A 19080-nucleotide genomic window follows, 5' to 3' on the forward strand; every position below is an offset into this window, starting at 1 on the left:
ACAAGCCACAAACGTCAAGCTTGCCCTCCGGCACCCTCTATTTCAGCGGTCTCCTAGGCACCGCCCAGGGACGCGTCGCCGTCCAGCCCGGTCAGGGCGAGCACCCGCGCGACGGGACCCGTCCCCGGCCGCTCGATCCGGAGCAGCACGCCGCGGGCGCGGGCGACGTCGGCGAGGTCGAGGAGCATGCCGATGCCCGCGCTGGGCAGGTACCCGACGTCGGTGAGGTCGAGGACCACCGGTTCGGCGGGCCGGACCCGGGCGAGCGCGGCCCCGAGCGGCTCGCGGACGTGGTCGATCCCGTGGAGGTCGAGGTCGCCGTGCAGGGCGAGCACCAGCCCTGCTCCGTCCTGCTGCGCCGTCAGCCCCGCCGGTGCCCGGGCGACCGGGGCCGCCGCGGCGGGCGGCCCCACGGGCGCCGCTTCGGGGTTCCGCTCGGCCGGCGGCAGCCGGAACGTCACGAGCGTGCCTTCCTCGGCCCGGCCGATCTCGACCTCGTCGGCGAGCGCCCGGATGAGGTCGAGGCCGCGCCCGCGGAAGCCCTTGTCGGCCGGCTGCGGCCGCCAGTGGCCGTGGTCGCGCACCGCGACCCGGACCCCGCCGTCCGCCTCGAGGTCGAGCGCGATGTCGAAGCCCGCGGGTGCGCTGCTCCGGTAGGCGTGGTCGACGGCGTTGGCGGCGGCCTCGCCGAGGGCGAGCTGCAGGTCCTCCAGCTGGAGCTTCGGCAGCGCCCCCTCCTCCGCCCACGTCCGGACGTCGCCGCGCATCCCGCTCAGCACCTCGGGGGACGCGGGGTAGCGGGCCTGCAGCGGGGCGGGCAGCAGCCGCACCGCGACGAGCGCGATGTCGTCCGCGTGACCGTGCTGTTCGACGACCTCCGCCAGCACGTGGTCGACCAGCTCGTCGGGGGTCTCGCCCGCTCGGCGGGCGGCCGCCTCCGCCAGCCGGGCCAGGCCGTCGTCGACGATCTCGCCGCGCCGTTCGACCAGCCCGTCGGTGTAGAGCAGCAGCGTCGTGCCCGGGCGGATGGTGGTCGAGCCCTCGGTGAACGGCGGCCGGTCGGGCAGCCCGAGCACGGGGCCGAGGGTGTCGTGGAGGTAGCGCGCGCCGTCCCGGTCGACCAGCAGCGGCGGCAGGTGCCCGGCCCGGGCCCAGCGGAGCGTGCCGGAGGCGCGGTCGAGCAGCAGGCAGGCCGCGGTCGACGCGCGGGCCCCCGGGATCCAGGAGACGTGGGCGTCGAGGATCTCCAGGGCGGCCGCGGGCGGGTGTCCCTGGCGCAGCGCCCCGGAGAGCGCCACCCGCAGCTGTCCCATCACGGCGGCAGCGGCCGGCCCCTGCCCGACGACGTCACCGACGGAGAGGGCGATCCGGTCGTCGTCGACGGCGAAGACGTCGTACCAGTCGCCGCCGGCCTGGACCCCGGCCGTGCCGGGCCGGTACCGCGTCGCCGTGCGGAGCCGTGCGAAGGGACGCGGCTCCGGCGGCAGCAGGCTGCGCTGCAGGACCGCCGCGATCTCGTGCTCCGCCTCGTGCAGCCGGGCCCTGTCCAGCGCCTGCGCGCACTGCTCGGCCACGGTCAGCAGCGCGGCGCGGGCCTCGTCGGAGAGCGCCGGGCCGTCGTCGGGGAACCGCAGGCCGAGCACGCCGAGCGGGGTCCCGCCGAGCGAGAGCGGCACGGCGACCTGGTCGGGCAGGTCGCCGCGGCCCTCGTCGAGCCCGCGGTCCGACCACGCGTGCGGGGACCGGGTGCCGACCCACACCGGCTCGCCCGTCCGGGCGGCGTAGGCCAGCGGCCGGGGGACGTCCGCGGCCAGCCAGTGGACCGGGGTCGGCGGGTAGGCGGCGAGCACCTCCAGCTGGTCGGCGCGCCGGACCGCGACGACGGCGGACGTCGCCCCGATCTCCTCGGCGTGCCCCAGGATCACCGCGGCGACCTCGGCCGACCGCGCCGCGCCGGAGAGCGCCGAGACGACTCGGCTGAACTTCTCGGCGGCCAGCCGGGCGTCGCTCTCGGCGGCGAGCAGCTCGGCGCGTTGCAACGCGAGGGCGCTCTGCTCGGCGAGCGAGACCGCCGCCGCGCGCTCGGTGGCCGCCAGTCGCCGCGGCGCGACGAACCCGAGCGCCACCACGCCGATGCAGCGCCCCGCGACGAGCAGCGGGACGGCGGCCGCGCCGGAGTAGCCGTACTCCTCGCGGACGAGCCGGTGCAGGTGCGGGTAGTCGCGCTCCCAGTCCTCGGCACTCTCCACCCACACCGGCGCCCCGCGGCGCACCGCGTCCGCGACGGGTGCGCGGGCGTCCTCGGGCACGCTCGCCCAGTCCCGCTGCACCGCGGGTGGCCAGCCGACGGAGTGCAGCGATTCGAGTGTGCCGGAGCCGCGCACCTCCCACATCGCCACCGACGAGGTCCTGAGCAGCTGCGCGAACTGCGCGACCGCCGTCTGCGCCACCCGGCCCGGGGTCGCCGCCGCGGACAGGGCGGCGGTCGCCTCCTGCAGCAGCGTCAGCCGGTGGCTGGTGTCCTGCTCGCTCTCGAACAGCTGCGCGTTGTCGATCGCGGTCGCCGCCCGCCGGCCGATCTCCTCCAGCAGGGCCAGATCCAGCGCGTCCTGCGGGGGCGCCGACCCGCCCGTCCGGGCGGTCGCCAACACCCCGGCGACCCGCCCGCGGGCCGCCAGCGGGACGAGCGAGACGCTTCGCAGGTCGAGCCGGCGCCGCACGTCCTGCTGCTCCGGGTCGGCCGAGGCACCCACGATGTAGCTCTCGTCGACGACCGCGGTGGCGGGGCGCCCGTCGGCGAGCACCTCCGCGGCCCACCGGGAGCGGGCGTCGAGCCGGGCCAGGTCGGCCTCCCGCTTTGCGTCCCGGGCCGCGAGCGCGACCACCCGGGGCGCGCCGGACTCGTCGACGACGATGAGCCTGACCAGGTCCGCGACCCCCTCGTCGACCAGCGCCCGGACGAGCACCTGCCGCCGGGCGGCGACCGTGCCCTCCCGCTCCAGGGCCCCGCCCAGCACGCCGAGGACGCGCTGGCGCTCCTGCTCCCGGTACCGGTCGTCGATGTCGAGGCAGCCGCCGACGTACCCGCGCTCCTCCGCCGCCGGGTTCAGCGGGGCGCCGCGGTCGAGCACCCAGCGGTACCGGCCGTCGGCGCGGCGCAGCCGGTACTCGGCCTCGAAGACGCCGCCCGCCGCGGCGGCGCGGCGCTCGTCGTAGCCGGCCAGGTCGTCCGGGTGGATCCGGGCACGCCACCCGGTGCCGAGGTCGGCGTCGCCGCCGCCGGTGTACTCCCGCCAGGCCTTGTTGACGAAGAGCCGGCCGCCGTCGGCGCCGTCCGCCCAGATCAGGGCCGGGGTGGCGTCGGCGAGGGCTCGGAACCGGCGCTCCGCGTCGGCGCGCGCCCGGGCCAGCCGCAGATGCCCGTCGACGCGGGCGAGCAGCTCGCGGGCCGCGAACGGTTTGGTCAGGTAGTCGTCGGCGCCGAACGCGAGGCCCTCGACGGCCGCCTCCTGCCCCGCCCGCGCCGACAGCAGCACCACCGGGACACGGGCGGTCCGCGGGTCGACGCGCAGGGCGTTGAGCAGGGCCATCCCGTCGAGCTCGGGCATCATCACGTCGGACACGACGAGGTCCGGCGGGTCCGCGAGCGCCGCCTCGAGCGCCGCCCGGCCGTCGGCCACGACCTCCACCGCGTACCGCGACGCGAGCAACCGGTGCAGGTAGTCCCGCATGTCGGCGTTGTCGTCGGCGACGAGCACCCGGCCGCCCGCGACGGCCGGGACCGGGACCGGGCCGGCGGCCGGCTCCCCCGGCTCGCTCGGCAGCCACCGCAGGGCCTCCGCGACGAACGGCTCGACGGACGACGAGGTCGGCAACGAGGTCGGCGACGAGGTCGGATCCGATTCCTCCGCCTCCGCGACCCGTTCCGCGGGCAAATGCGCCGTGCCGAGCGGAACGGTGACCGTGAACGTGGTGCCGACGTCGAGGGTGCTCTCCGCGCCGACCGTGCCGCCGTGCAGCGCCGCCAGCTCCCGCACCATGGCCAGCCCGATCCCGCTGCCCTCGGCGGAGCGCGCCCGCGTGCCGGTGATCCGGTGGAAGCGCTCGAACAGCCGGGGTATCTCGGCCGCCGGGATGCCCACGCCGGTGTCCGTCACGGTGAGCACGGCGGCGCCGTCGACCTCCCGCAGCCGGACCGTGATCCCACCCTCGAAGGTGAACTTCAGCGCGTTCGACAGCAGGTTGAGGACGACCTTCTCCCAGCTGTCCCGGTCGACGTGGACCGGCCGCGGCAACGGCGGGCAGTCGATCACGAGCTCGAGCCCGGCGTGCTCGATCGCGGAGCGGAACGCCCCGGCCAGCTCGGCGGTGAAGACGGCGAGGTCCAGGGGCTCGAAGCGGGCCTCGATCCGGCCGGCCTGCAGCCGCGAGTAGTCGAGCAGGCTGTTCACCAGCCTGCCCAGCCGCAGCCCGTTGCGGTGGATCACGTCGAGCTCGGTGCGCAGCCGCTCCGGGCCGATCCCGTCGGCCGCCCGCAGCTCCTCGACGGGCCCCATGATCAGCGTGAGCGGCGTGCGGAACTCGTGGCTGACGTTGGAGAAGAAGTCCGTCTTCGCGCGGTCGAGCTCGGCCAGCGCCTCGGCCCGGTGCCGCTCGGTCTCGTACGCGCGCGCGTTGAGCAGCCCGGAGGCGATCTGCGCGACCAGGAGCTCGACGAACCCGCGGTACCCCTCGTCGTAGCGGCGGTAGGGGTTGAGACCCACGACCACGAAGCCGGCCACGTCCTCGCTGCCGAGCGGCACGACCACGGCCTCGGTCGGCGGCCGGTCCCACTCCCCGGTCGGCAGGATCGCGAAGCGCGCACCGAGGTCGTCGACCATCGCGCTGCGGCCGGCTCGCGCCTCCCGGACGGGCCACGGCCCGTCCGGGCCGGTCCGCTCCGGCGCCGCCGGGGCGCCGGCCTCGATCCCGGCCGCGCACGCCAGCCGGGCGCCGCCCTCGTCCCCGTCCTCGAACAGGTAGACGAGGGAGAACGGCAGGTCCCGGGTGGTGGTGCCGAGCAGGTCGCAGGCGGCGTCGAGCACCGCGCGCTCGCTGCGCGCCGTGGTGACGGCGGCGGACAGCGCCCGCAGGGTCGACATCCGGCGCTCGCCGAGGACCCGGTCGGTGTTCTCGGTGACGACGCAGAGGAAGCCGGGGATCCCCCCGGTGTCGTCGGCGAGCGGGCTGTAGGAGAACGTGTGGTACGTCTCCTCCGGGTAGCCGGAGCGCTCGAGGATCAGGAGCAGGTCCTCGTCCCAGGTCGCCTCGCCCGTCTCCAGCACCGAGGCGATGCGCGGGCCGATGTCCTCCCAGATCTCCGCCCACACCTCGTGGGCGGGCCGCCCGAGCGCCCACGGGTGCTTGGCCCGCAGTGTGTCCCGCTGGTAGGCGTCGTTGTAGAAGAAGGCGAGCTCGGGGCCCCAGCCCATCCACATCGAGAAGCGGGAGCCGAGCAGGATCCGCACGACGTTGCGCAGCGCCGACGGCCAGGTCTCCGGCGGCCCGACCGACGTCGCGCCCCAGTCCCAGCCGGCCATGATCCGGCCGAGCTCGCCGCCGCGCGCGAAGATGTTCTCCTCGGCGGTCTGCGGGCGCAGAGTCTCGCCGGGCGGGGTCATCGAGGGGGCTCCGTTCCGACGTCGATCCGTTCAGGAGTCGCAGCGTATCCGGATCCGACGACCGCGGTGCAGGCCTCGGCCCGTCTCCGCCGAGCCGCCGCCGAAGTTCGCGTCCGGGCGCATGGAAGGCGGCGGAACGGGTACGTGACCTCGCCGGCCGACCCCCGTCGCCGGACGGACGACGCAGTTCAGGGAGCAGGTGACGCCGTGCCGGACGGTGACGAGTGGCGGGCCCTCGCGGCCCTCGCGGGCAGGGCCGGGAACGTCGACGCCCGGGCCGAGCTCGTCGGCGCGGCCGTGATCCTCGCGGTGGCCGTGGCCCTGGCGGTGGCGGGGTTGCTGACGCTGAACCTGGGAATCCTCGTGGGGGCCGTGGTGGTGGGCACCGCGGGCGCGATCTGGTGGGGCGAGGCACGACGCCGGAACCCCAAGGGACAGGCGAGGAGGCACCCGTGACGGAGCCGCAGGACGACCGGAAGCCCGAGGACGACCCGGTGCGCCCGTTCCCCGAGCAGGAGGACCCGGAGGCGCTGGACTCCGACCCGGCCGAGGTGCCGCGTCCCGGTGCCCCGAGCATGCCGATGAAACCCGGTGAGGAGCACGGGGAGGGCTGACCCGCGATCTTCGCGGGAGGTGTTCCCGGCGCGCTCCCGGGTACCTCCCCGCCGTCACCGACGCCGGAGGAGTGCCCGAATGACGACCAGCAGCAGGACCACGACGGCGAAGCGCCGGATCGCGGCGGGCGTGCTCGCCGGTGTCGCCGCGCTCTCCCTGGCCGGCTGCGCGGGCGGGTCGCGCAGCGGCAGCGACCAGCCGGGCGTGGACAACACGGAGACCGCGGCACCGAACCAGCCGGTCAAGACCTCCATCAGCACGTCGTCGGAGAAGGACCTGGCGGCGGCCCTGCGCACCAACGGGGTCGACGACCCCGAGAACTGGGCGCAGATCCTCGTGCAGAACAAGCCCTACCCCGCCGGGGCCGAGGGGACCCAGAAGATCCAACAGGTGCTGCAGCAGTTCCAGGCCTCCCCGGACCTGTCGGCGAAGATCACGAACGTCGTCGAGCCCTGACCCGGCTCAGGACGGCCCGGCGGTCATCCGCACGGTGAAGCCCCCGGGCCCGCGGTGCGCGGTCACCGTCCAGCTCGTCGCTGTCCAGCCCGCGGTCCAGCCCGCGGCAGGATGCGGCACGCCGTCCCGGAGCGCCTCGGCGAACTGCTCCCGGTAGGTCCGGATGGCCGACGCGGGCGTCCTCATGCGCCCGCGCCCGCGGTGCCGACGCGGACCCCGGCGAGCCCGAGCAGCCCGGCCCTCCGCCCGACGACGTTCGGGGCGTCGCGCGAGCGGCATCACCGCCGCCCGGGGATGAACTCCTGCAGCTTGGTCTTCGCCCCCTCGACCACGAGGTGCGCCGCCGAGGGGTCCCCCTTGAGCACCGCCTCCAGCGCGGACTTCGCCTGGTCGAGGGTGACGTGCGGCGGGATCGGCGGCACCTCGGGGTCGCAGTACACGTCGAGCACCGCGGGCCGGTCCGCCGCGAGCACGCGCTCCCAGGCCGGCCCCAGCTCGTCCGGGTCGCGGACGGTGATCGCCTCCAGACCGAGCCCCCGGGCGAAGTCCGCGTAGGACACGTCGGGCAGCGACTGCGACTCCTCGAACTTCGGCGACCCGCCCATGGCCCGCAGCTCCCAGGTCACCTGGTTGAGGTCGTTGTTGTGCAGCACGCACACCACCAGCCGTCGGTCGGACCACCGCTCCCGGTACCGCGCGACCGTCAGCAGCTCGGCCATGCCGTTCATCTGCATCGCGCCGTCGCCGGTGATCGCGATCGCGGGCCGGTCGGGGTGGGCGAACTTGGCCCCGATCGCGTACGGCACCGCCGGGCCCATCGTGGCCAGCGTGCCGGAGAGCGAGCCGCGCACGGACCCGCGGATCCGCAGCTGACGGGCGTACCAGTTCGCGGCCGAACCGGAGTCTGCGGTGACGATCGCGTCCTCGGGCAGCCGCTCGGACAGCTCCCACACGACCCGCATCGGGTTGACCGGGTCGGCCGGGACCATGGCCTGCTGCTCCATGGTCTCCCACCAGCGGGCGACGTTCTTCTCCACCGTCTCGCGCCACCCGCGGTCGGTCTTGCGGGTCAGCCGGGGCAGCAGCGCCCGGAGCGCGGCGGCCGCGTCGGCCACGATGTTGACCTCGGTCGGGTAGCGCATGCCGATCAGGGCGCCGTCCAGGTCGATCTGCACCGCCCGGGCCTTCCCGTACTCGGGCAGGAACTGCGAGTACGGGAAGTTGGAGCCGACGATCAGCAATGTGTCGCAGTCCCGCATCAGCTCGTAGCTCGGCCGCGTGCCCAGCAGGCCGATCGCCCCGGTGACCCAGGGCTCGGTGTCGGGCAGCACGTCCTTGCCCAGCAACGCCTTCGCCACCCCGGCGCCGAGGACGTCGGCCACCTCGGTGACCTCGGTGGCCGCGGCGCGGGCCCCCTGGCCGACCAGGATCGCGACCTTCTCCCCCGCGTCGAGGATCTCGGCGGCGGCGGCGACGTCGGTCTCGTCGGGCACGGTGGTCGGCGCGAGCAGGCCCGGGGTGCTCGACGGCACCTGCTTGAAGGCGTGCGCCGGCGGCTCCCACGTCTCGGTCTGCAGGTCGCTCGGGATGATCACCGCCGTCGGGGCGCGGCGGGTCAGCGCGGTGCGGAAGGCGCGGTCGAGCGCGTTCGGCAGCTGTTGCGGGACGTTGACCTCGACGAGGTAGTCCGACGCGACGTCGGAGAACAACGCCTGCAGGTCCACCTCCTGCTGGTAGGCCCCGCCCATCGCGCTGCGCTCGGTCTGCCCCACGATCGCGACGACCGGCACGTGGTCGAGCTTGGCGTCGTACAGGCCGTTGAGCAGGTGGATCGCGCCCGGGCCCGAGGTCGCCATGCACACCCCGGGGCGGCCGGAGAACTTCGCGTAGCCGACCGCCTCGAAGGCCGACATCTCCTCGTGCCGCGACTGGATGAACCGCGGCGAGTCGTCGGCCTTGCCGAACGCCGCGACGATCCCGTTGATCCCGTCGCCGGGGTAGGCGAAGACCTGCTCGACCCCCCACTCACGCAGGCGGCGCAGGACGTGGTCGCCGACGGTCTCGGCCATGGGTACCTCCTCGGGTGCGGCTGCTCCTCTGCGCGGTACCCGTTGCGCCGGCCGACACACGGTGATCCGGGCGCCCGCACCTGCTCGACAGCCGGAACATCGATCCGCATTGTCGGCGGAACGACGTTCCGCAGCTGCCTCCCGGCAGATCTCCCCGGGAAGGGGCGAACCCGTGCACTCCTGCCGTGGCCCGTGGAAGCTGGCCCGGTGAGCGCCCGGTTCGGGATCGCGACGGCACCGATGCAGGGTCGTCCTCGGCCTGCCGAGCCCCTACCCGGACGGCGTCGCCCGCTGGGTCGCCGACGAGCTCATCCGCCCGTCGGTCCGGTGACCCGGTCCCGACGCCGGCGCAGCTGGGCGGCCTGGGCCGGGTCCTGCGGGAGGGCCAGGGCGGCGTCGTAGGCCGCGCGCGCCGCGGCGTGGTCGCCCAACCGGTCGAGGAGCTCGGCCCGGGCGGCGTGCCGGAGCGGATAGCGCTCCAGCCCCGCGACGGCGTCGACCGCCAGCAGCCCGGCGGCGGGCCCGTCCCGCTCGGCCAGCGCGGCCGCCCGGTTCAACCGGACGACGGGCGTGTCCTCGACCTGCAGCAGCACGTCGTACCAGGACACCACCGCCTGCCAGTCCGTGGCCGCCCACGTCGGGGCCAGCGCATGGCAGGCCGCGATCGCGGCCTGCACCACGTACGGGTCGGGCCGGTCGGGGCTGCGGCGCAAGCCCTCCCCGACCAGCAGCACGCCCTCCGCGATCAGGTCGCGGCGCCACCGCGAGCGGTCCTGGTCGGCGAGCAGCACGGGCAGACCCGCCGCGTCGCGCCGGGCCTCGCGGCGCGAGTCCGTGAGCAGCTCCAGCGCGAGCAGCCCCAGCACGGAGGGCTCCCCCGGCATCAGCTCGCGCAGCAGCCGGGTGAGCCGGACCGCCTCGTCGACGAGGGTCGGGCGGACCTCGCCGACGGGGTCGTACCCCTCCGTGAACAGCAGGTACACCGTGGCGAGCACGCCGCGCAGCCGGTCGGGCAGCTCGTGGTCGTCGGGGACCCGGTAGGGGATCGCGGCCTTCGCGATCTTCTGTCGCGCCCGGGTCAGCCGCTTCGCCATCGTCTCCTCCGGCACGAGCAGCGCCTGCCCGACCTCGGCGACCGACAGCCCGCAGAGCGTGCGCAGGGCCAGTGCCACCTGCGTCTGGTGGGCGAGCGCGGGATGGCAGCAGACGAAGATCAGCCGGAGCAGGTCGTCGCGGACGGTCTCGGGCGGGGGCGGGTCCTCGGGCACCACGGCGAGCGCCTCCTTCCCCGGCCGCACGGACTCCCGGCGCAGCAGGTCGATCGCCCGGCGCCGGGCGGTCAGGGTGAGCCAGGCCCGGGGCTGCTCGGGTACGCCGTCACGCGGCCAGGTCTCCAGGGCGCGCAGGGCCGCGTCCTGCACCGCGTCCTCGGCGAGCGGCAGGTCGCCGAGCTGCCGGACGAGCGTGGCCAGCACCCGGCGGCCCTCGTCGCGCACGAGGCGGACGAGGGCCGCGCGGGCCGGCCCGTCGGTCACCCGCCCTGCGACCCGAAGTCGATCACCGGACGCACCTCCACCGCGCCGTCCCACGCGCCGGGGATCTGCGCGGCCCACTTCACCGCCTCGTCGAGGTCGGCGCACTCGAACAGGTAGAAGCCGGTCAGGGCCTCCTTGGTCTCGGCGTAGGGCCCGTCCGTCGCGACGACGTCGCCGCCCTTGCCGCCCTGCACGCGCACCGTGGTCGCGGTGCCGGTCTGGTAGAGCGCGGCGCCGCCGCGGATCACGGCGGCCGCGGCCTGCCCGAACTCGCCGTACTCCTTCGTCACGTCCGCGAACTCCGGCCGGGTCCAGTCGACGTCGGCGTTGTAGATGAGGGCTGCGTACTGGGGCATCGGATCCTCCTGGATCTCCTCGCGCGCCGGCGGGCTCCGGCGTCACCCGAGGGACGAACGGGGGACCGCCGGCCGGGACGGTCGCGCCCGAAATTCTTCCGGCCACCTCCGGGCCGCCACCAGAACCGTCGCTCCTGGGCACCCCGACGTGACGCCCCCGGCGTCGCCCGCACCCCCTCCGCCCCCGCGAGTCGGCAGTTCCAGCAGCGCGAGTCGGTAGTTCCAGCAGCGCGAGTCGGTAGTTCCAGCAGCGCGAGTCGGCAGTTCCAGCAGCGCGAGTCGGCAGTTCCAGCAGCGCGAGTCGGCAGGTCCTATAGCGCGAGGCGGCAGGTCCTGTGGCCGGACTCGTCGTGATCACCCTTGCCGGCGGCCCTGGTCAGCCGGCGTGTCCGGTCACCGTGAGGCTGCCGACGTCCAGTTCCGGCGCCGTGGTGCTGCCGCCCAGGGTGGTGTCGTAGCTCGCCGCGCCCTCGACGGTCACCGCCGCCGGGGAGTGGGCGCCCTCGACGACCGGGTCGAGGTCGCACCCACTGCCCGTCAGGATCGTGCTCGTCCCGAGGACCGAGTCCTCCTGCGGACCCCGTCGACCTCGGCGCGGACGCGCGGGATGCCGGTCTTCCACCGAACAGGGCTCCTGTATCGGAGGTTCCCCGAAGCAGGGAGAGGGACCTCTACTTCGCCCCGAACTCCGCCTTCACCTCGGCCCGCCACGCCGCGTAGTCCTCGCCGCCCGCGAGCCCGAGGGTGCCGATGCAGTCGCCGCAACGGCCGACGATCCGCAGCAGGGCGACCTGTCCGCACCGGACACAGGTCTGGGGGAGGGCGGTGGAGGTGTCGTCGTCTGCCACGCGAGAAAGTGTGCCGCATCGACCGGCCCGCGGATCACCCGCAGGGCGACATGTTCAGCGGAAGATCATGCAGCTGGAACTGCCCTCGGCGAGCAGGCGACCGGCGGCGTCGCGGAGGTCGGCACGGGCGAGGGCGGTACTGCGGCCGCCGTGCACGACCCACCCCGTCGCGCGGACGAGGCCGGTGTCGGTGGTGATGCGGCGCAGGAACTTCACGTCGAGGTCGAGGCTGGTGTAGCGCACGCCGGCGGGGAGCGTGGTGTGCACCGCGCAGCCCAGTGCGGAGTCGAGCAGCGTCGCGTAGACGCCGCCGTGGACGGAGCCGAGCGGGTTGTAGTGGTAGTCGCCGGGCTCCAGCGTGAAGACGGCGCGGCCCTCGTCGACCGACTCCAGCTCGAAGCCGAGCAGGCCCGCGATCGGCGGGGCGGGCAGCTCGCCGCTCAGGACGGCCCGCATGACCGACAGCCCGTCCCTCCCGGCGGCCGCGGCCATGCCCGCCGGGTCCTCCCAGCGGTGGGTGCGCTCGTTCAGGGCGGGCTGGACGTCCGTCATCGGCTCCTCCTTCGACCGGCTCCCACCACCCTAGCTGGATAGCGAAGAGAAACCTAGGCGCCGACCGGTTCTTCCCGCCGCCGGCAGGCCTGGGCGTACGCGGCCGGCGTCAGCCCGATCGCGGCACCGAAGTCCCGGATGAAGTGCGACTGGTCGAAGTACCCCAGCTCCGCGGCCACCTCCGCCCACGGCCGGTCCTGCTCCTCCGCCAGCCGGGCCGCCGCCTCGTGCAGCCGGAAGCGGCGCAGCACGAACTTCGGGCTCACTCCGACATAGCGGGCGAACAGCCGTTGCAGGGTCCGCGCCGGGATGCCGAACCGCGCGACGATGTCCTCGACGCGCGCGACCTCCCGGTCCCGCAGCAACGCCGCGACGATCCGCCCCACGAGCGCGACCTGCGGATCCGGCGCCGGCCACCGCGCCCGCAGGAAGCCCTCCATCTGCGCGATCAGCTCCGGCACGGATCCCGTCATACGCGCGGCAAGCTCTTCGGCCGGCGGACCCCACAGCCGGGCGGCGGGCATCGTGACGTCCGTGATCGTGGAGACCGGGCACCCCAGGAAGGGCAGGAACGCGCCCGGCCGGAACTTGGTGCCGAACACCCGGCCCTCGCCGGTGTAGGCGTAGGTGAACCGCTCCCGCCCCACACCCGCGACCGCGAGCACCCCCCGGTCGAGCACCACGTTGACGCACGGCTGCGGCAGCAGCGTGACCGATGCCCGGCGCCCCGGCGGCAGCGCCCACGTGACCACCCAGTGCCGCTCGACCAGCTCGGCGAGATCGGGCGACGGCGGGTACCGGTCGAGGTGGAAGTCGACGTCCCGCACGCCCAGGATGCCGTACTCGCTGGTGGTCGACTGCACGCGCACAGCATGCCGCGACCCCCCGACAGAATCGCGCAGGCGAAGGAAGTGACAGGAGTCACACCACGCGGTTCACTGTCGCCCATGACCACCTACGCGGACCGTCCCTGGCTCGCCCGGTACGACGAGGGCGTCCCGGCCGACGTCGAGCCGGAGTTCCCCTCCGCGCTCGCGATGTGGCGGGCGACCGCGAAGGCCGGCCCCGAACGCCCGTTCCTCCACTACTTCCACACCAGCCGCACCGTCGGCGAGGTCGACAAGGACTCCGACGCGCTCGCCGCCGGCCTGGTCGCGCTCGGCCTCGGGCGGGGCGACCGCGTGGCGGTGTACCTGCAGAACGTGCCGCAGTGGGCCGTCGTGATGCTGGCCGTGTGGAAGGCGGGCGGGATCGTGGTCCCGGTCAACCCGATGCTGCGCGAGCGCGAACTACAGGTGATCCTCGCGGACTCGGGCGCCTCGGTCCTCGTCGCGCTCGAGTCGTTGCACCCCGTGGCGCTGCAGGTCCAGCCGTCCACCGCCGTCCGCACCCTGGTCACGACCTCGGAGCTCGACCCCCTCGGCGACGACGACGTCCCCGGCCTGCTGGCCGGCAGCTGCCGCCAGCGCCCCGCCAGCGCCGTCGACCTGCAGGACCTGATCGCGCAGCACGCCGGCGACCCGCCGCCCGCGGTGCCCGAGCCGGCCCCCGACGACATCGCCTTCCTCACCTACACCTCGGGCACGACCGGCCCGCCGAAGGGCGCGACGAACACGCACCGCAACGTCGTCTTCAACGCCATGACCTACCGGGACTGGATCCACCTCGGCCCCGACGACGTCATCCTCGGCGTGGCCCCGCTCTTCCACATCACCGGGTTGATCGGCCACCTCGCCGTCGCCGCGCTGACCGGCGCGCCGGTGGTGCTGGCCTTCCGGTTCGACGCCGGCACCGTGCTCGAGCTGGTCGAGCGCTGGCGGGCGACGTTCGTCGTCGGCGCGATCCCGGTGTTCATCGCGATGATGGAGCACCCGGACGCCACGACCCGCGACCTCTCCTCGCTGACGAAGGTCTACAGCGGCGGCGCACCCGTCGCCCCCGCCGTCGTCGAGGCGTTCGAGCGCAAGGTCGGCCCGTACATCCACAACGCCTACGGCCTCACCGAGACCACCTCGCCGAGCCACGTCGGGCCGTTCGGCGCCCGCGCACCCGTCGACCCCGACTCGGGTGCCCTGTCCGTCGGGGTCCCGGTGGGGAGCACCGTGGTCCGCGTGGTCGACGACGACGGCCGCGAACTCCCCGTCGGCGAGGTCGGCGAGATCGTGATCCGGGGCCCGCAGGTGGTGCCCGGCTACTGGAACAAGCCGGAGGAGACCGCGCACGCGCTGCCGGGCGGCGAGCTGCACACCGGCGACGTCGGGTTCATGGACGCCGACGGCTGGTTCTACCTGGTCGACCGCAAGAAGGACCAGATCAACGCGGGCGGCTACAAGATCTGGCCGCGCGAGGTCGAGGACGTGCTGTACGGGCATCCGGCGGTCCGCGAGGCGGCCGTGGTCGGGGTGCCGGACGCCTACCGCGGCGAGACCGTGAAGGCCGTCGTGTCGCTCAAGGCGGGCGCCGAGCTGCAGCCCGACGAGCTGATCGCGTTCGCCCGGGAACGCATGGCCGCCTACAAGTACCCGCGGATCGTGGAGGTCGTCGAGGAGCTGCCGAAGACGGTGAGCGGCAAGATCCTGCGCCGCGAGCTGCGCTGACCCGCTGACCCGCTGCGCGTGGCGAGCGGCCCGGCGCGCGCGGGCGCGTCAGCGCCGGGCCATCTCCTGCAGCCGCCGGATCCGGTCCTCGATCGGCGGGTGCGTGGAGAACCACTTCGCCATCTGGTCGCCGGCCCGGAACGGGCTCGCGATCATCAGGTGCGACTGCGACACGAGCTGCGGCTCGGGCGGCAGCGGCGCGAGCGCGGTGCCGTACTGCAGCTTGTGCAGCGCCGAGGCGAGCGCGAGCGGGTCCCCCGTCAGCTCCGCGCCCGACGCGTCGGCCTGGTACTCCCGCGACCGGCTCACCGCCATCTGCACGACGCCCGCCGCGATCGGGCCGAGCAACGCGATCAGGATGGCGGCCAACGGGTTCGGCCGGTCCTCGTCGCCCCCGCCGAACAGCCCGGCGAACAGCGCCATGTTGGCCAGGAAGCTGATCATCGACGCCATCGCGCCGGCGACGCACGAGAGGAGGATGTCGCGGTTGTAGACGTGGCTGAGCTCGTGACCCAGCACCGCGCGCAGCTCGCGCTCGTCGAGCAGCTCGAGCAGGCCGGTGGTGGCGCAGACCGCGGCGTTGCGCGGGTTGCGGCCGGTGGCGAAGGCGTTGGGCGCGTTGGTGGGACTGATGTACAGCTGCGGCATCGGCTGCCGCGCACGCTGGCTCAGCTCGCGGACGATCCGGTACAGCCCCGGCGCCTCCGCCTCCGTGACAGGCCGCGCGTGCATGGCGCGCAGCGCGAGCTTCGCCGAGTTGAAGTAGGCGTAGCCGTTCATGCCGAGGGCGACGAGCAGGGCGATGATGAGCCCGGTCCGGCCCGCCACCAGGCCCCCGACGACCAGGACCAGCGCGCTCATCCCGCCCAGGAGGATCGCCGTCTTCAGCCCGTTCAGGTGACCGTGCACCGCCTCGCCGCTCCTTCCGCCGGGTTCCTGCCGGGTCAACGACCCGCCCGGAGGCGGTGTTCCGGGCGGACCGGCTTCACAGCGGAGTCACGGGTTGACGGCGCGCACGGCGGACCCGTCGAAGTGGTCGCGGCGGATGTCGATGAACAGCCCGCGGCCCTCGGCGGCGACGGGGCCGTCGGGCCCGTCGAGCCGGGCCGTGCCCGTCGTCCAGGTCTTGCGCCCCTCGCGCTCCTCGACCCGGGCCCAGAGGTACAGCTGCGTGCCGACGGGGATCGGCTTGCGGTAGCTCGTGGTCAGTTCCGCGGTCACGGCCGGGCGGCCGAAGAAGGCCTGCAGCGCACCCATGGTCTCGTCGAGCGCCGCGGCGACGACGCCCCCGTGCACGACCCCGGGGCCGCCCTGCTGCCAGTGCGCGACGTCGAGAACCGAGGTGACGGTGAGGTCCTCGCCCGCGACGAAGCTCAGATGCAGCCCGGGCTCGACGTCCCCGCAGCCGAGGCACCCGTCGTGGTGGCGGCGCACCTTCTCCCCCGGTCGGGGCGCGCGGTCGTGGGGCAGCGGACGGTCGTTCACGGTCACCGGCGGACGGTAACCCGGCGGGATGTCAGGATCACCCCATGACCACCGAAGTCCGCACGACGGTCGAGGACGGCGTCGCGCTGCTCACAGTCTCCAACCCGACCCGCCGCAACGCGATGAACCTCGAGCTGTCCGAGAAGCTCGTCGCCGCGCTCGACGCGGCGGTCGCCGACCCCGCCGTGGGCGCCGTGGTGATCACGGGCGAGCCGCCCGCCTTCTGCGCCGGCGGCGATCTGTCCGAGCTGCAGGGGGCCGACCCGGCGCGGCTCAAGGCCGTCTACTCCGGGTTCCTCGCGGTGGCGGAGTGCCCGCTGCCGACCGTGGCCGCGGTCAACGGCGCGGCCGTCGGGGCCGGTCTGAACCTGGCCCTGGCCTGTGACCTCCGCCTCGCCGGTCCCGGCGCGAAGTTCGACGCCCGGTTCATGCAGCTCGGCCTGCACCCCGGCGGCGGCTACACCTGGATGGTCGACCGCGCGCTCGGCTCCCAGGGCGCCAAGGCCCTGACCCTGTTCTGCGACGTGCTCGACGCCGTCGAGGCGGAGCGCGTCGGCCTGGTCTGGCGCCGCTACGACGACGACGCGGCCCTCCTCGCCGGCGCCAAGGAGCTCGCCGGCCGGGCCGCCGCGGCACCGCGGTCGCTGATCGAGACCACCAAGGCCACCATGCGCGTCACCTCCGGGTCGATCTCGCACGCCGAGGCGACCGAGATCGAGGTGAGGGCGCAGGCCGCGTCCGTACACTCGGAGGAGTTCCGGGAGCGCGTCACGGCGCTCCAGGCACGCATCAGCAAGCGGTAGGGGCGGCCGCATCCCGGCGCCGTTCCGCCCGGACGAACGGAGACCATGTGACGTCGCACTGGGGCCGGGGACACCGGGCGATACCCGGCGTTAACCTCGTCCGGACATTTGTGTTCCCGAGCCGAACCGGGGAATGACCTCGACATGACGTCCAACGACACCGCCGTCACGCCGTCCGGCGGCGAGCACGATGTCATCACGAAGGACCGGGTGGTCATCCGGTTCGCGGGTGACTCCGGCGACGGGATGCAGCTCACGGGTGACCGGTTCACCTCGGAGACCGCGACCTTCGGCAACGACCTGTCGACGCTGCCGAACTTCCCGGCCGAGATCCGCGCCCCTGCCGGCACCCTGCCCGGGGTCAGCTCGTTCCAGCTGCACTTCGCCAACTACGACATCCTCACCCCCGGCGACCGCCCCGACGTGCTGGTGGCGATGAACCCGGCCGCGCTCAAGGCGAACATCGGCGACCTGCCGCACGGCGGGGTGCTGATCGTCAACACCGACGAGTTCACCAAGCGCAACCTGACCAAGGTCGGCTACGAGTCCAACCCGCTCGAGGACGACTCGCTGTCGGACTTCCAGGTCCACGAGGTCGCCATGGCCACCCTGACCCGGGGTGCGTTGGAGGAGACGGGGCTGTCGAAGAAGGACGCCGAGCGGGCGAAGAACATGTTCGCCCTGGGCCTGCTGTCGTGGATGTATCACCGCCCGCACGAGGGCACCGAGCGGTTCCTGCGGGAGAAGTTCGCCCGCCGCCCCGAACTCGCCGAGGCCAACATCCTCGCCTTCCGCGCCGGGCACGCCTACGGGGAGACCACCGAGGCGTTCGCGGTCACCTACGAGGTGGCGCCGGCGAAGCTGGAGCCCGGGACGTACCGGCAGATCACCGGCAACACCGCGATGGCCTACGGCATCGTCGCGGCCGGCCGGACCACCGGGCTGCCGGTGTTCCTGGGTAGCTACCCGATCACCCCGGCGTCGGACATCCTGCACGAGCTGTCCAAGCACAAGGCCTTCGGCGTGACCACCTTCCAGGCCGAGGACGAGATCGCCGGGGTCGGCGCCGCGCTGGGCGCGAGCTTCGGCGGCGCGCTCGGGGTCACCACCACCTCCGGCCCGGGCATCTCGCTGAAGTCCGAGACGATCGGGCTGGCGGTCGCGCTGGAGCTGCCGCTGCTGGTGATCGACGTGCAGCGCGGTGGGCCGTCGACGGGGCTGCCGACCAAGACCGAGCAGGCCGACCTGCTCCAAGCCATGTACGGGCGCAACGGCGAGGCCCCGCTGCCGATCATCGCCCCGCGCTCGCCGGGGGACTGTTTCCACGCCGCGGTCGAGGCCGCCGCCATCGCGGTGAAGTACCGCACCCCGGTCATCGTGCTCTCCGACGGCGCGCTGGCCAACGGCTCGGAGCCGTGGAAGGTCCCGGACGCCTCCACGCTCGAGAACGTGGATCCGGAGTTCGCGACCGAGCCCAACGCGCCGGACGGGTCCGGGGAGTTCTGGCCGTACCTGCGGGACTCCGAGACCCTGGCCCGGCCGTGGGCGATCCCCGGCACCCCGGGGCTGGAGCACCGCGTGGGCGGGTTGGAGAAGGCCGACGGGCGCGGGTCGATCTCCTACGACCCGGACAACCACGACCGGATGGTCCGGCTGCGCGAGGCCAAGATCGACGGCATCCCGGTGCCCGACCTGCAGGTGGAGGACCCCTCCGGCCAGGCGGACGTCCTCGTCGTCGGCTGGGGCTCGACCTACGGGCCGATCGTCGCCGGCGCACGGCGGGTGCGGAACATGGGCCACACCATCGCCACCGCGCACATCCGGCACCTCAACCCGCTGCCGGCCAACCTCGGCGAGGTGCTCGCGTCCTATCGCACCGTGCTGGTGCCCGAGATGAACCTCGGCCAGCTCGCGCTGCTGCTGCGCGGCAAGTACCTGGTCGACGCCAAGTCCTACACCAAGGTCTCCGGCCTGCCGTTCAAGGCCGAGGAGCTGCAGGACGTCTTCCTCGACTACCTGACCGGCACCCACCCGAACAGCGCCGACACCAACAGCACCAACGGCTCCGGCAACGGGGCCCCTCTGGGAGTCCAGGCATGAGCAC

At 74.2% G+C, this 19080-nt stretch carries 17 protein-coding genes; 6 read left to right on the forward strand and 11 right to left on the reverse strand.

Translation table 11 applies throughout. From position 1 onward, the window contains the following. Window positions 1-53: 53 nt before the first annotated feature. Window positions 54-5660 carry a SpoIIE family protein phosphatase gene (locus LWC35_RS06830; RefSeq protein WP_232869032.1) on the reverse strand — a complete coding sequence of 1869 codons (5607 nt, stop codon included), beginning with the start codon at window positions 5658-5660 and terminating at the stop codon, window positions 54-56. A 207-nt stretch (window positions 5661-5867) separates the two neighbouring features. Here LWC35_RS06830 and LWC35_RS06835 point away from each other — a divergent pair, with 207 nt between their 5' ends. From LWC35_RS06835 to LWC35_RS06845, 3 genes are all read left to right on the forward strand, one after another. Further along, window positions 5868-6116 carry a hypothetical protein gene (locus LWC35_RS06835; protein WP_232869033.1) on the forward strand — a complete coding sequence of 83 codons (249 nt, stop codon included), beginning with the start codon at window positions 5868-5870 and terminating at the stop codon, window positions 6114-6116. Continuing rightward, the gene (locus tag LWC35_RS06840) at window positions 6113-6274 is read left to right on the forward strand and encodes a hypothetical protein (protein WP_232869034.1); all 162 of its coding nucleotides are present in this window, start codon (window positions 6113-6115) and stop codon (window positions 6272-6274) included. The genes LWC35_RS06835 and LWC35_RS06840 overlap by 4 nt, the downstream gene beginning before the upstream one ends. A 79-nt stretch (window positions 6275-6353) precedes the next feature. Further along, window positions 6354-6731 carry a hypothetical protein gene (locus LWC35_RS06845; RefSeq protein ID WP_232869035.1) on the forward strand — a complete coding sequence of 126 codons (378 nt, stop codon included), beginning with the start codon at window positions 6354-6356 and terminating at the stop codon, window positions 6729-6731. Window positions 6732-6737: 6 nt separating this feature from the next. On the opposite strand, the gene LWC35_RS06850 is transcribed toward LWC35_RS06845, so the two are convergent. The 8 genes from LWC35_RS06850 to LWC35_RS40170 form a co-directional block, all read right to left on the reverse strand. Next, a complete protein-coding gene (locus tag LWC35_RS06850; protein WP_232869036.1) occupies window positions 6738-6917 on the reverse strand; it encodes a hypothetical protein in 180 nt (59 codons plus the stop codon). A gap of 92 nt (window positions 6918-7009) precedes the next feature. Then, window positions 7010-8800 carry a thiamine pyrophosphate-requiring protein gene (locus tag LWC35_RS06855; protein ID WP_232869037.1) on the reverse strand — a complete coding sequence of 597 codons (1791 nt, stop codon included), beginning with the start codon at window positions 8798-8800 and terminating at the stop codon, window positions 7010-7012. Between the two features lie 308 nt (window positions 8801-9108). Continuing rightward, window positions 9109-10335, reverse strand: a complete 1227-nt coding sequence (locus LWC35_RS06860; RefSeq protein WP_232869038.1) for an RNA polymerase sigma factor — start codon at window positions 10333-10335, stop codon at window positions 9109-9111. Then, window positions 10332-10691 (reverse strand): YciI family protein, encoded by a 360-nt coding sequence (locus LWC35_RS06865; RefSeq protein ID WP_232869039.1) that lies wholly within the window; start codon window positions 10689-10691, stop codon window positions 10332-10334. The genes LWC35_RS06860 and LWC35_RS06865 overlap by 4 nt, the downstream gene beginning before the upstream one ends. Before the next feature lie 376 nt (window positions 10692-11067). Continuing rightward, the gene (locus LWC35_RS06870; protein WP_232869040.1) at window positions 11068-11313 is read right to left on the reverse strand and encodes a hypothetical protein; all 246 of its coding nucleotides are present in this window, start codon (window positions 11311-11313) and stop codon (window positions 11068-11070) included. Window positions 11314-11362: 49 nt separating this feature from the next. Continuing rightward, a complete protein-coding gene (locus tag LWC35_RS06875) occupies window positions 11363-11539 on the reverse strand; it encodes a hypothetical protein (protein ID WP_232869041.1) in 177 nt (58 codons plus the stop codon). A gap of 54 nt (window positions 11540-11593) precedes the next feature. Continuing rightward, window positions 11594-12091 carry a PaaI family thioesterase gene (locus LWC35_RS06880; RefSeq protein ID WP_232869042.1) on the reverse strand — a complete coding sequence of 166 codons (498 nt, stop codon included), beginning with the start codon at window positions 12089-12091 and terminating at the stop codon, window positions 11594-11596. 53 nt (window positions 12092-12144) lie between these two features. Then, window positions 12145-12954: a helix-turn-helix domain-containing protein gene (locus tag LWC35_RS40170; protein ID WP_232869043.1), complete on the reverse strand. Its 810-nt coding sequence runs from the start codon at window positions 12952-12954 to the stop codon at window positions 12145-12147. 84 nt (window positions 12955-13038) lie between these two features. On the opposite strand from LWC35_RS40170, the gene LWC35_RS06890 reads away from it, so the two are divergent. Continuing rightward, entirely contained in the window at window positions 13039-14688 is a 1650-nt protein-coding gene (locus LWC35_RS06890; RefSeq protein ID WP_232869044.1) for a class I adenylate-forming enzyme family protein, read from the forward strand. Between the two features lie 48 nt (window positions 14689-14736). Here the strand turns inward: LWC35_RS06890 and htpX are convergent, their stop codons facing one another. Continuing rightward, window positions 14737-15597 carry a zinc metalloprotease HtpX gene (htpX, locus tag LWC35_RS06895; RefSeq protein ID WP_232869045.1) on the reverse strand — a complete coding sequence of 287 codons (861 nt, stop codon included), beginning with the start codon at window positions 15595-15597 and terminating at the stop codon, window positions 14737-14739. An 87-nt stretch (window positions 15598-15684) separates the two neighbouring features. After that, a complete protein-coding gene (locus LWC35_RS06900) occupies window positions 15685-16179 on the reverse strand; it encodes a hotdog domain-containing protein (protein ID WP_232869046.1) in 495 nt (164 codons plus the stop codon). Window positions 16180-16217: 38 nt separating this feature from the next. Between LWC35_RS06900 and LWC35_RS06905 the strand changes: the two genes are divergently transcribed. Together LWC35_RS06905 and LWC35_RS06910 are read left to right on the forward strand one after the other, a co-directional pair. Beyond that, on the forward strand, window positions 16218-16976 hold the full coding sequence (locus tag LWC35_RS06905) for an enoyl-CoA hydratase (RefSeq protein WP_232869047.1): 759 nt from the start codon (window positions 16218-16220) through the stop codon (window positions 16974-16976). Window positions 16977-17120: 144 nt separating this feature from the next. Further along, window positions 17121-19076, forward strand: coding sequence for a 2-oxoacid:acceptor oxidoreductase subunit alpha (locus LWC35_RS06910; protein ID WP_232869048.1), 1956 nt, complete (start codon window positions 17121-17123; stop codon window positions 19074-19076). Window positions 19077-19080 lie beyond the last annotated feature (4 nt).

This window comes from Pseudonocardia kujensis, assembly GCF_021283305.1.
Classification (GTDB): Bacteria; Actinomycetota; Actinomycetes; order Mycobacteriales; family Pseudonocardiaceae; genus Pseudonocardia; species Pseudonocardia kujensis.

Excerpts from the sequence above, each read along its gene's own strand:
- LWC35_RS06830 (WP_232869032.1), bottom strand. The coding sequence starts at position 5,660 with ATGACCCCGCCCGGCGAGACTCTGCGCCCGCAGACCGCCGAGGAGAAC.
- LWC35_RS06845 (WP_232869035.1), top strand. The coding sequence starts at position 6,354 with ATGACGACCAGCAGCAGGACCACGACGGCGAAGCGCCGGATCGCGGCG.
- LWC35_RS06850 (WP_232869036.1), bottom strand. The coding sequence starts at position 6,917 with ATGAGGACGCCCGCGTCGGCCATCCGGACCTACCGGGAGCAGTTCGCC.
- LWC35_RS06855 (WP_232869037.1), bottom strand. The coding sequence starts at position 8,800 with ATGGCCGAGACCGTCGGCGACCACGTCCTGCGCCGCCTGCGTGAGTGG.
- LWC35_RS06865 (WP_232869039.1), bottom strand. The coding sequence starts at position 10,691 with ATGCCCCAGTACGCAGCCCTCATCTACAACGCCGACGTCGACTGGACC.
- LWC35_RS06880 (WP_232869042.1), bottom strand. The coding sequence starts at position 12,091 with ATGACGGACGTCCAGCCCGCCCTGAACGAGCGCACCCACCGCTGGGAG.
- LWC35_RS06890 (WP_232869044.1), top strand. The coding sequence starts at position 13,039 with ATGACCACCTACGCGGACCGTCCCTGGCTCGCCCGGTACGACGAGGGC.
- LWC35_RS06905 (WP_232869047.1), top strand. The coding sequence starts at position 16,218 with ATGACCACCGAAGTCCGCACGACGGTCGAGGACGGCGTCGCGCTGCTC.
- LWC35_RS06910 (WP_232869048.1), top strand. The coding sequence starts at position 17,121 with ATGACGTCCAACGACACCGCCGTCACGCCGTCCGGCGGCGAGCACGAT.